10 protein-coding genes are annotated in these 12,904 nt (G+C 42.0%); all 10 read left to right on the forward strand.

The window, feature by feature from the left end:
- The first annotated feature begins 4 nt into the window (after window positions 1–4).
- The 10 genes from QZ574_RS13185 (at window position 5) to QZ574_RS13230 (ending at window position 12,841) form a co-directional block, all read left to right on the forward strand.
- Window positions 5–1,900 (forward strand): peptidylprolyl isomerase, encoded by a 1,896-nt coding sequence (locus QZ574_RS13185; protein ID WP_297090234.1) that lies wholly within the window; start codon window positions 5–7, stop codon window positions 1,898–1,900.
- On the forward strand, window positions 1,893–2,753 hold the full coding sequence (locus QZ574_RS13190; protein ID WP_297090236.1) for a hypothetical protein: 861 nt from the start codon (window positions 1,893–1,895) through the stop codon (window positions 2,751–2,753). The genes QZ574_RS13185 and QZ574_RS13190 overlap by 8 nt, the downstream gene beginning before the upstream one ends.
- A 10-nt stretch (window positions 2,754–2,763) precedes the next feature.
- Window positions 2,764–4,107 carry a peptidylprolyl isomerase gene (locus QZ574_RS13195; protein ID WP_297090238.1) on the forward strand — a complete coding sequence of 448 codons (1,344 nt, stop codon included), beginning with the start codon at window positions 2,764–2,766 and terminating at the stop codon, window positions 4,105–4,107.
- An 18-nt stretch (window positions 4,108–4,125) separates the two neighbouring features.
- On the forward strand, window positions 4,126–5,088 hold the full coding sequence (locus QZ574_RS13200; protein ID WP_297090241.1) for a MoxR family ATPase: 963 nt from the start codon (window positions 4,126–4,128) through the stop codon (window positions 5,086–5,088).
- Window positions 5,088–6,671: an OstA-like protein gene (locus QZ574_RS13205; protein ID WP_297090243.1), complete on the forward strand. Its 1,584-nt coding sequence runs from the start codon at window positions 5,088–5,090 to the stop codon at window positions 6,669–6,671. The genes QZ574_RS13200 and QZ574_RS13205 overlap by 1 nt, the downstream gene beginning before the upstream one ends.
- A gap of 377 nt (window positions 6,672–7,048) precedes the next feature.
- The gene (locus QZ574_RS13210; protein WP_297090244.1) at window positions 7,049–8,554 is read left to right on the forward strand and encodes a 2-isopropylmalate synthase; all 1,506 of its coding nucleotides are present in this window, start codon (window positions 7,049–7,051) and stop codon (window positions 8,552–8,554) included.
- Window positions 8,555–8,665: 111 nt separating this feature from the next.
- Window positions 8,666–10,069 (forward strand): 3-isopropylmalate dehydratase large subunit, encoded by a 1,404-nt coding sequence (leuC, locus tag QZ574_RS13215; protein ID WP_297090246.1) that lies wholly within the window; start codon window positions 8,666–8,668, stop codon window positions 10,067–10,069.
- A 51-nt stretch (window positions 10,070–10,120) separates the two neighbouring features.
- The gene (locus QZ574_RS13220) at window positions 10,121–10,492 is read left to right on the forward strand and encodes a four helix bundle protein (RefSeq protein ID WP_297090248.1); all 372 of its coding nucleotides are present in this window, start codon (window positions 10,121–10,123) and stop codon (window positions 10,490–10,492) included.
- A 63-nt stretch (window positions 10,493–10,555) separates the two neighbouring features.
- Entirely contained in the window at window positions 10,556–11,143 is a 588-nt protein-coding gene (leuD, locus tag QZ574_RS13225; RefSeq protein ID WP_297090250.1) for a 3-isopropylmalate dehydratase small subunit, read from the forward strand.
- A gap of 117 nt (window positions 11,144–11,260) precedes the next feature.
- Entirely contained in the window at window positions 11,261–12,841 is a 1,581-nt protein-coding gene (locus QZ574_RS13230) for an alpha-isopropylmalate synthase regulatory domain-containing protein (RefSeq protein ID WP_297090252.1), read from the forward strand.
- The last annotated feature ends 63 nt before the right edge of the window (window positions 12,842–12,904 follow it).

The raw sequence follows: 12,904 nt of genomic DNA on the forward strand, positions 1-12,904 counted from the left end.
TAAAATGAACAGGATTTTCTTTTCGTTGATTGTTATTGTTGTCTTATCTTTTCAGGCATTGGCCCAGCAATCGGAAATACTTTTAACAGTTGGCCATCAAGAAATTAGTAAAGATGAGTTCGAGCACATTTACAAAAAAAACAACAGTAACCTGTATGCAGAAAGTGATAAGAAATCGCCCGAAGAGTACATGGAATTGTTTATTAATTTTAAACTTAAAGTTGTTGAAGCCGAAACGCTGAAAATGGATACCAGCCAGACCTTTATAACAGAGCTGGCCGGTTATCGGAAAGAAATTGCCGCACCTTATTTAACCGATATTAATTTTAACGAACAGCAGGTAAAAGAGCTTTATCGTCGAATGACGCACGAAGTACATGCCAGCCATATCCTATTGAAGTTAGATAACAATGCTCCGGCAGGAACCAAACAAGAAGTGCTCGGTAAAATTAACAAAATACGCAATGAAATTCTGGCCGGAAAATCATTTGAAGACGCAGCTGTTGAATATTCGGAAGACCCCTCGGCAAAAACCAATAAAGGAGATTTGGGCTATTTTTCGGCATTTACCATGGTTACGCCTTTTGAGGACGCAGCTTTTACTACTAAGGTTGGAGAAGTAAGTGAGCCGGTAAAAACTGATTTTGGCTATCATTTACTGAAAGTAAACGACATCCGCACCAATAAAGGCGAAATACAGGTGGCACATATTATGAAAAATACACCTAAAAATGCTACCAAAGAGGAAATTGCTCAAGCCAAAGCAGCCATTGATTCGATTTATCAACTGTTGCTTAATGGTGCCGACTTTGCAGAACTGGCAAAACAAGAATCACAAGACCGCCGTTCAGCAGTTCGTGGTGGCGAAATGCCCTGGTTCTCGGCAGGCAGAATTGTAAAGGAATTCTCTGATCCGGCATTTGCACTCGAAAACAACGGTGATATTTCGGCCCCGGTACGAACGCCTTTTGGCTTCCACATCATAAAACGACTCAATGCTCGACCAGTACCTCCTATCGAGGAAGCACGTGCCGCTATCGAAAGCCAGATAAAAAAAGATGCTACACGTTCCTCGTCAGGAAAAAAGGCCTTTGTTCAGCAACTAAAAGAAATGTATGACTTTACGGAAAATGAAGCCGCAAAAGAGCAACTAAAAGGAGTAAACATAGGCGATAGCATCGTTCCCCAACTTACTTTTTTTACCATCGATAATCAAAATTTTGGCACCAAAGAATTTCAAAATTTTATTGTGGCCAAAAAAATCAGGTATGGCTCCTTTCTTTCGGTTTACGAGCGCTGGGTAATGGACGAAATAATTCAACTGGAAGATGCCAGGCTGGAAGAAAAGTACCCGGAATTCCGGTACCTGATGAACGAATACCACGATGGGATTTTGTTGTTTAACATTTCGCAGGAAAAAATTTGGGACTACGCAGCAAAAGATAGCACAGGCCTTGAATTGTTTTACGAAAAAGATAAAGACAAACATTTGTGGGGGCACCGTTTTAAAGGGCATATTATCAACTGTAAAAACCCTGAAGTACGTGAAGAAGCTGAGAATCTTTTTGGTGCCGGAATGACAGCCGACGAAGTTGTTGCACATCTTAACACCGATGAAGATGAACTTATTACCATTGAAACCGGCGCCTGGGAAGAAGCAGAAAATCAGGTGGTTGATTATTACGTATGGAATGGCAAAGAGCCTGAAGATTTTGATAGCTCAACTACCTTTATCCGAGGCGATAAAATAGAACCACAACCAAAAACACTGGACGAAGCACGCGGACTGTTTATTTCAGATTATCAGGATTACCTCGAAAAAGAGTGGTTGAAAGAGCTTCGGAAAAAGCATAAAATTAAGGTTAATAAAAAACTGCTAAAAACCATTTCTGGTGTATAAGCGGAGAATAATATATGGCTATTTAATTGCACTGGTGGCGTTTACAGGTTGTTCGACGGCACCCGAAGATGAAGCAGTTGCACGGGTAGGTGAAAAAACGCTATACCGGTCGAAACTGCTTGAAATATTGCCAAAAGATATAAGCCGCGACGACAGTATTACACTGAGTAACGATTACATTGACAAGTGGATAAAACAGGAGCTCCTGATTCAGAAAGCCGATGAAAATTTGAGTGCCGAACAAAAAGATTTAAGCGCAGAATTGCAGGAATACCGAAATTCGCTTATTATTTACAAATACAAAAACGAGCTGATAAAACAACGCATGGACACCACTGTTTCAGGCCAGCAAATTGAGGAATACTATGCCCGTAACCAGGCCAATTTCAACCTCAGTTCAAGTATTGCAAAAGCCACTTTTGTAATGATACCGACCGATTTGGCCAATCCGGAACTGGTTAAGGAATTGGTGGCCGACACTTCCCCCGAAGGCATTGACGAACTGCGCGAGTATTGTGGACAATATGCAAAAAAAGCAAACATTTCTGTTGATGAGTGGATTAACTTTCAGGTGCTAAAAAAAAACTTTCCTGAAAATATTACTGACGACGAAGCATTTTTATCCGGTAAATCCTTCTACGAAATGAATGATTCAAATTATTATTATCTTGTCAGCATTCATGATTACAAATTAAGCAACGACCTGGCTCCGCTTGAATTTGTGGAGAACAACATTAAGAACCTGATTTTGAATCAGCGAAAAATCCGGTTTTTAAAAGAAATGGAAGAAAACATTTACACAGAAGGTGTAAGACAAAAGAAATTCAAAATTTATGACACGAAAACAAATTAGAGAAAATAAGATGACTAGATTTTTTTTAACAACAATGCTGTTGCTTGCCATGCTAACAGCAACAAATGCCCAGGATAAAGTTGTAGACCAGATTGTAGCCGTGGTGGGTGGAAATATTATTCTGAAATCCGACATCGAAAATATGCACATTAATCAGCAGGCACAGGGAATTACTTCCGAGGGCGATATGAAATGTGAAATTCTGGAAGATTTCTTAATTAATAAACTGCTGGTAGCCGAAGCAGAACTGGATACCCTAATTACAGTTACACCAAGCCAGGTAAACCAGCAAATGGACGGACAGTTGCAAATGTACCTCCAGCACTTTGGTACTGAAGCTGCTGTTGAAGCCTACTTTAACAAACCCATTGCCAGTATTAAAGCTGATATGCAAGATGCCATCCGCGAACAGTTACTAAGCCAGCAAATGAGGTCAAAAATTGTTGAAAATGTTACCGTTACCCCCTCCGAGGTGCGTTACAATTACCGCAACCTTACTAAAGAGGAAATTCCGACCATACCTACCCAGTACGAGTATGCACAGATTACTGTTCAGCCAAAAGTAGATATTGAAGAAGAAAACCGCGTAAAAGCCAAATTGCGCGAAATAAAAAAACGAATTGAAAACGGGTCGAGCTTTGCAGCAATGGCCGTTATTTACTCTGAGGGGCCATCAGCCAAAGATGGAGGAGTTATAGGCTACTCGGGTCGCGCACAACTTGATGCCGCTTATGCATCAGCCGCCTTTAACCTAAAAGGCGATAAAGTATCAAATGTGGTAAAAAGTGCATTTGGTTACCACATTATTCAACTGGTTGACAAAAAAGCAGGCAAAGTAAACACACGCCATATTTTGATGAAACCAAAAATATCGGTAGAAGCAAAAGAAGAAGCCTACAACCGTTTGGATAGCCTTGCCAACTTAATCCGCAAAGATGAAATAGCTTTCGAACAGGCAGCACAAATGTTCTCGTACGATAAAAACACCCGAAATAACGGAGGTGTAGCTATTAACACAAATACCATGTCGTCGAAATTTGCCATTGAAGAAGTAGATGCCGACGTGAGTAAAGTGATTACAAAAATGAATTTAAACGAAATATCAGATCCGTTTGAAACCATTGACATGGAAAACCAACAGCAGGTTTATAAAATTATTAAGCTGGTAAATAAAATCGACTCACACAAAGCTGACCTGCAAAACGATTACCAAACACTGGCCGAAATGTATTTGGCGAAAAAGAAAGAACAAGTTCTGCAGGAATGGATTTCCGAGCGACAGTCGCAAACCTACATTCGTATTGACAGAACCTATGCCAACTGTAACTTTAATTTCGAAAACTGGATTAAATAACCCACGAATCTTCTGATAATGAATTTTAAAAACGACGTTGAAGCTTTGGATACTCTGCAGGCGAAATACCAGGACCTGAAGCAGGAAATAACAACCGTAATATACGGGCAGGATGACATTGTAAAACAAGTACTTATTTCGCTGTTCAGCAAAGGACACGTTCTGCTAATTGGTGTTCCGGGACTGGCAAAAACACTACTGGTTACCACCATTGCTAAAATTTTGGGGTTAAACTACAACCGCATACAATTTACGCCCGACCTTATGCCGTCGGATATTATAGGCACCGAAATTCTGGATAACGAACGAAACTTTAAATTTATACAGGGCCCTTTATTTGCCAATATTATTCTGGCCGACGAAATTAACCGTACCCCTCCAAAAACCCAATCGGCATTGCTCGAAGCCATGCAGGAACGTGCAGTAACTGCTGCCGGTCAGCATTTCGAACTCGATCGTCCGTTTTTTGTACTGGCCACTCAAAACCCCATTGAGCAGGAAGGAACCTATCCCCTGCCTGAAGCACAGCTCGACCGTTTTATGTTTTCGGTATGGCTTGACTACCCAAAACTGGAAGACGAAATTACCATTGTAAAAAATACAACCACCATACAAAACACCGAGTTAAAACCGGTTATTTCAGGTAAAGAAATTCTTTACTTTCAAGACCTTATTCGTAAAATTCCGGTAAACGACAATGTGCTGCGTTATGCCGTTACTCTGGCTGCCAAAACACGCCCCGAGAGCGAAAATGCCGCCGAAATTTCAAAACAGTACCTAAAATGGGGAGCCGGACCTCGTGCTTCGCAATACCTGGTATTGGGCGCCAAAACCCATGCTGCCCTTAACGGAAAGTACTCGCCCGATATTGAAGATGTAAAAGCCATTGCACCCTCAATTTTACGACACCGCATTATAAAAAACTACAAAGCCGAAGCTGAAAACATTTCAATCGACCAAATCATCGACAAACTGCTTTAATGCTGCTTATCAAAATTTATAAAAACGTTGTTTCGCGCAATTTTATGCTTTTTGCGCTCTTGCTGGTACTTACCTTTGTAGCCGGCACTACCTCTGCACAACAGAAAAAACGGGTGGAAATTTTACAGGCAGAATCACTGGAACAAAGCCAGGAAATTGCCAACGCCCAACGCCTGATTAACAATGTAATTATTCGCCATCAGGACATTTTAATGTACTGCGACAGCGCATACACATACGAGGGCACCAACCGGGTAGACGCATTTGGCAACGTTCATATTAACCAGGCTGATACGCTGCACCTTTATGCCCGTAAAGTTTATTACGATGGCGACAGAAGTTTTGCCCAGGCCATCAACAATGTAAAGCTGGTGAATACGGAGATGACACTATACACCGACACATTGGATTACGACATGAATTTAAATGTTGGTTACTATGATTGTTTCGGAAAAATTGTAGACAGCACGAACACACTTACAAGCAAAGTAGGGAAATACTACCTTGATGACAACACCGCCCACTTTACCGATAGCGTGGTGGGATTTAGCCATAAATACACCATCAACAGCGAAGACCTTCGTTACAACACCCAAACCGAAGTAATCTTTTTTAAAGGTCCAACCACCATTCGCGACTCGGTTAATACGCTTTATGCCGAAGATGGCTGGTACAACACCCAAAGCGGAGAGGCCGATCTGACTTTACGCCCCATGGTTTTCAACGAAACCCAATCGATACAAGCCAGGCAAATCAGCTACAACCAGGAAAACGGCGATGGTTATGCCATCGGAAACGTACACATTGAAGACTTTGATAACCGTACCATAATAAAAGGTAACAGTGTTATTTATAACGATTTGAATGAAACAGCAACCGCAAGCGACTCGGCGGTGTTTATATCGTACAACGAAACCGACAGCCTTTTTTTGCATGCCGACACGCTAAAAAGTATTCCGGACACCATTGAAGGCGAAAACCTGGTGATGGCCTATTACGGTGTACGTTTTTTCCGTACCGACGTGCAGGGCATTTGCGACTCGCTGATGTATTACACCAAAGACTCGCTGGTGGAATTACACAACAACCCGGTAATCTGGAGCGACCAACACCAACTCAGCGCCAATTACATTGAGATGATACAGCACACCAACGCGCCCAATGAAATGCACCTGATGAAAAACAGTTTTATTATCTCGAAGCAAGATTCGGGGCGTTTCGACCAAATTAAGGGAAAAGACATGATTGGCTATATAATTAACGGAAAGCTGAATAACATTGATGTTGACGGCAACGGCCAAACCTTATATTACGCCCGCGATAAGGAAGCAGTTATTGGTTTAAACAGAGCCGAAAGCAGTAATATTGCTATCCGTTTTAAAGAAGGCAAAATTCACTCCATTGCCTTTCAAAAACAACCCGAAGGACAACTAAAACCCATCCTGAAACTCGACGAAAGCGAAAAAACACTGCCCGGTTTCGAGTGGAAAATAAACCTTCGACCTTTATCTAAAAACGATATTTTCTGGAGACCGAAAAAGAAAGATGTTTCTCCAGAGCAAGATATTGTTACTGAGCAATAGGTATTAAGGCTTGACATCAGTCGCTGAACATTTTATATTGATGAAACTTTTGCATTCAACAAAAGTTACTTCAATGTTAACACAAAACAGACATTTCGGTATTATTCTTCTTTTTTTAAGAAAAAACAGGCTTTTCATTTTCATTTTAAAATAATATTTTCATATTTGCAGCAAATCATAAGCAAATGACAAAAAATATCAACATTTCTCTTCTTAGCCTCATTATTGGTATTCTTCTTCTAACAAGACAGAATTGAGAATGGTGTGTTGATTAACGATATTGGAATAAAGAAGCCATTCTCACATTGAGGATGGCTTTTTTCATGAATGACAGACACTTAGCTTAAAAGAAAAATAACATAAATAGATAACAAATCATGAGCGACAGACTTTACATTTTCGACACAACTTTAAGAGACGGCGAACAGGTGCCGGGTTGCCAGTTGAACACGGTAGAAAAGATTGAAGTTGCCAAAGCATTGCAGGAATTGGGAGTAGATGTTATTGAGGCAGGATTCCCTATTTCGAGCCCAGGCGATTTTGAATCGGTAGTAGAGATTTCGAAAGCGGTTACATGGCCAACAATTACAGCCTTAACCCGCGCAGTACAAAAAGACATTGACGTTGCAGCCGAATCACTCAAATACGCTAAAAAAGGGCGCATCCATACAGGTATCGGAACATCTGATTTTCATATTTACCACAAACTCAACTCAAATCCTGATGCCATTTTAGAACGTGGGGTTGAGGCTGTTAAGTACGCTAAGAAATACGTTGAAGACGTAGAGTTTTATGCCGAAGATGCCGGACGTACCGGTAACGAATACCTGGCCCGTGTTATTGAGGCGGTTATTAAAGCCGGTGCTACAGTTGTAAATATTCCTGACACTACAGGTTACACGCTTCCTCACGAATTTGGAGCAAAAATCAAATACCTGATGGACAACGTGCCAAACATTCATAAGGCCATCATTTCAACTCACTGCCACAACGACCTTGGTATGGCCACTGCCAACACCATTTCGGGCATTCTTAATGGCGCACGCCAGGCTGAAGTTACCATTAACGGTATTGGTGAACGTGCCGGTAACACTTCGTTGGAAGAAGTGGTAATGACCTTAAAAACGCATTATAAAGCACTGGGTATTGAAACCGGAGTAAACACTCAGAAAATTTATGGAACCAGCCGACTGGTTTCTACTTTAATGAACATGCCGGTGCAACCCAACAAAGCAGTGGTTGGGCGTAATGCATTTGCACACTCCTCAGGTATTCATCAGGATGGCGTATTGAAAAACCGCGAGAATTACGAGATTATGGACCCAACTGATGTGGGAATCAACGAATCGGCAATTCTGTTAACTGCCCGTAGTGGCCGTGCTGCATTAAAACACCGCTTAGAATTGTTGGGCTTTGAGCTGGATAAAGAAAAGCTGGATGAAGTTTACGAAGAATTTTTGAATCTGGCCGATAAGAAAAAAGACATTCGTGATGACGATATTGCCTTGCTCGTTGGCGATGCAACCCGTAAAGAACGTCGGATAAAACTGGACTACCTGCAAGTGGTTTCAGGAAAAAGTCTGAAACCCATGGCAACAGTTCGTTTGGACATTGCAGGCGAAAAATTTGATGCCACCTCTGCCGGAAACGGCCCTGTTGATGCAGCCATCTCTGCCGTTAAACAAATTATTCACCGCCAGGTTATAATTGAAGAATTCCTAGTACAGGCGATTACTCGTGGCAGCGACGATATTGGGAAAGTACACATGCAGGTAGATTATCAGGACAAAATGTACCACGGCTTTGGTGCACACACCGATATTATCACCGCATCAGTTGAAGCTTTTCTTGATGCAATAAACAAATTGCCTGTAGCAGAATAAGTATAGAATTTAAGGCTGTTATTTCGACGACGCAGGAGGAGAAATCTGACTCCCATCAGAACAGTTTTCTCTGGCTTCAGCCTTCGAAATGACAAGAAGAAAAGAAAAATTATGACAGCAAAAACATTATTTGATAAAATTTGGGATGCACATGTGGTAAAACAGGTTGAAGGTGGCCCCAATGTATTGTACATCGACCGACATTTTATACACGAAGTAACCAGCCCGGTTGCCTTTTTAGGACTTAAAAACCGCGGATTAAAAGTGTATCGCCCGGATCAAACAACAGCAACTCCCGACCATAACGTACCAACCATAAACCAGCACCTGTCGATAAAAGACGAACTATCGCGCAACCAGGTGGAGATGTTAAAAAAGAACTGTGCCGAAAATGGCATTACCTACCACGGTTTAGGAACCGAAGGACACGGCGTTGTACATATTATTGGCCCAGAAATGGGACTGACACAACCGGGTATGACCATAGTTTGTGGCGATAGCCATACTTCCACCCACGGTGCATTTGGCGCCATTGCTTTTGGTATTGGCACCAGCGAGGTAGAAATGGTTTTGGCCAGCCAGTGTATTATGCAGCCTAAACCCAAAAAAATGCGCATAACCATTAACGGACAACTAGATAAAGGTGTTACAGCAAAAGATATCGCGCTATTTATCATTTCTAAAATATCAACAAGCGGCGGTACCGGCCACTTTATCGAGTATGCCGGATCGGCTATCACCAGCCTGTCAATGGAAGGCCGCATGACCCTTTGTAACCTGAGTATTGAAAGTGGTGCCCGTGGCGGAATGATTGCGCCCGACGAAACTACATTTAGCTATGTGAAAGGCCGCCAGTTTGCACCTCAGGGAGCCGATTGGGATAAAGCAATGAAAAAATGGACCGAATTAAAAACCGATGAAGGAGCTGCATTCGATACAGAATACACCTTTGAGGCGGCCGATATTGAGCCGATGATTACCTACGGTACAAACCCGGGAATGGGAATTGGTGTTTCACAGACTATTCCAACTTCAGAAGGTTTGTCGGGAACAGATAAAACAACTTATCAGAAGTCGTTGCAATACATGGGTTATAACGAAGGTGAAGCCATGAAAGGGAAACCTGTGGATTATGTATTTCTGGGTAGCTGTACCAACGGAAGAATTGAAGACTTCCGTGAATTTGCCAGCTTTGTAAAAGGCAAGAAAAAAGCCGATAACGTTACAGCATGGCTGGTACCCGGATCAAAACAAGTACAAAACCAAATTGAGGCCGAAGGCCTGGTTCCGATTCTGGAAGAAGCCGGTTTTGAGTTGCGTCAACCGGGTTGCTCAGCCTGTTTGGCAATGAACGACGATAAAATTCCTGCGGGAAAATACGCTGTTTCAACATCAAACCGAAACTTCGAAGGCCGCCAGGGACCGGGAGCACGCACCTTGCTTGCCAGCCCGTTAACCGCAGCAGCAGCCGCAGTGTCTGGTGTAATTGCCGACCCGAGAGAGCTGATGGAATAGGGAATATTGGAATGGAGAATTTAGAATAAAAAATCGCAAATTGTAACTGAAATGTCAACAAGTAATCTGGCAGAATTTAAGGAGAACCTAAAACTTCGGACAAAGAGATTTGCTCACGATTGTGTTAAGTTTTCTCTGGATTTGCCTAAAAATACGCTTGGAAACCATATTCGGGGGCAATTGATTCGCTGTTCTACTTCTGTTGCTGCAAATTACTGGGCATCCTGTGTTGCGCATACCGTTCCTATGATTATTTCCAAACTGAGTATATCAATTGAAGAAGCCGATGAAAGCGAATTCTGGTTAGAATTTGCAGTTGATGAAAAATTAGCGATAAAAGAGCGGACCGAAAAAATGATCCAGGAGGCTCATGAAATAGCTTCAATACTCATCAAATCTCGTCAAACGCTTCAAAACAGATAAACTCTAATATTCAAAATTTTAACATTCTAAGATTCGAGATTCTAACATTCAAATATTCTAAAAATGGCATACGATAAATTTTCAGTAATAAATACACCGGCAGTACCTCTGCCAATCGAAAACGTTGATACCGACCAGATTATTCCTGCACGTTTCCTGAAAGCAGTGGAACGTAAAGGTTTTGGCGATAATCTTTTTCGCGACTGGCGATACGAGAACGATGGAAGTCCGAAAGCTGATTTCCCTTTGAATAATAAAAAATACACCGGAAAAATTCTGGTTGGCGGAAAAAACTTTGGCAGTGGCTCGAGCCGTGAACATGCCGCATGGGCAATTTACGATTACGGGTTCCGAGTGGTAGTATCAAGCTTCTTTGCCGACATTTTTAAGGGCAATGCCTTGAACAACGGACTGCTACCCGTTGTTGTTTCTCCCGAGTTCCTTGAGAAAATATTTGCTCAGATTGAAAAAGATGCAGACTCAACTTTTGAAGTTGATTTGCCAAACCAAAAATTCACCATAACGGCAACAGGCGAATCGGTTGATTTTGAGATTAATCCATACAAAAAACACTGTTTACAAAACGGCTTGGATGATATCGATTACCTGGTTGATATGAAAGAGCAGATTGCAACTTTTGAAGAGGCATAATAGCTGGCGAGCCGCTCTCTCCGAATGAGTTTCTCGCTGCAATATATAAACAGACAGACATAGACAACAGTGAGGCATCACAGGAAGTGAAGCCGCCACTTAAGCTCATAAAAAAATATGACAGGCAAAACAATAGAAATTTCAGGTAAGCAACTTACCATTATGGACACCACCCTTCGCGATGGCGAGCAAACTTCCGGAGTTTCGTTTAGCGAAGGGGAAAAACTCAGTGTGGCAAAGGTTCTGCTTGAAGATGTAAAGGTCGACCGCATTGAAATTGCTTCGGCACGGGTGTCGGAAGGCGAATTTAAAGGCACCCAAAAAGTGATGCGTTGGGCAGCTCAAAAGGGGCATCTCGATAAGGTTGAAGTACTTGGCTTTGTTGACGGAAAAATTTCGCTGGAATGGATTGCCAAAGCCGGTGGAAAAGTGTTGAATTTGCTGTGCAAAGGGTCGTATAAACACGTAACCGAGCAACTGCGAAAAACACCCGAAGAACACGTTGCCGATATTAAGGAGGTAATTAACTTTGCCGATGAGATGGGCATTAGCGTAAACATCTACCTGGAAGATTGGTCGAATGGAATGCGTAACTCGAAAGACTATGTTCATTTTATGATTGCCCAGCTGAAGGATGAGAAAATTGAGCGTTTTATGCTTCCCGATACGCTGGGTATACTTGATCCGGATGAAACCTATGACTTCTGTCGCGAAATGATAGAAAGTTTCCCTGATGTGGAGTTTGATTTTCATGCACACAACGATTACGACCTTGCCATTGCCAACGTATTTCACGCCATTAAAGCCGGTATGCGCTGTGTTCACACCACGGTTAACGGCCTTGGCGAAAGAGCCGGTAATGCTCCATTATCGAGTGTAATTGCAACGGTAAAAGATCACCTGAAGATGAAAACCAATGTTAAAGAAGGTGAACTTAACAAGGTTTCAAAACTTGTTGAATCGTTTTCAGGCATCCGAATACCCACTAACAAACCACTTATCGGCGAATTTGTATTTACGCAATGCAGTGGAATTCATGCTGATGGCGATACCAAAAACAACCTGTATTTTAACGAGTTACTACCTGAGCGTTTTGGCCGCACAAGACAATATGCACTGGGAAAAACTTCAGGTAAAGCCAATATCAACAAAAATTTAAAAGCACTGGGTATCGAACTGGACAAGGCTTCGCTGAAAAAGGTTACCGATAAAATTATAGAGCTTGCCGACCAGAAAGAAACCATTACCAGCGACGAGCTGCCCTACATTGTGGCCGATGTACTGGAAAACGATTTCTTTGAACAAAAGGTAAAAGTGGTTAATTACTCGGTTAGCTACACCATGGGATTACGCCCCGTTGCCAATGTTTCGCTCGAAATTGCCGACAAAATTTACGAAGAATACAGCGATGGCGATGGCCAGTATGATGCGTTTGTAAAAGCCTTGCGAAAAATTTACGAACGGCTCGACAAACAATTTCCGATGCTCGTTGACTATGTGGTTACCATTCCTCCGGGAGGAAAAACAAGTGCCCTGGTTGAAACGGTAATTACCTGGCGTAACGATCACGAGTTTAAAACCAAAGGTCTGCACCCCGACCAGAACGCAGCGGCTATTTTAGCAACCATCAGAATGTTAAACGTTATTGAAAACGAATTTGACGCTACAAAACTAGAAGAATTTAAAAACGAAGAATAAATAATTGACAGGAATATTTTGAGTTTTGTAAACAGGCGCAAAACCATTATAAATAGGCCGACA

Origin of the sequence: uncultured Draconibacterium sp., from assembly GCF_913063105.1 — a bacterium.
Taxonomy (GTDB): Bacteria; Bacteroidota; Bacteroidia; order Bacteroidales; family Prolixibacteraceae; genus Draconibacterium.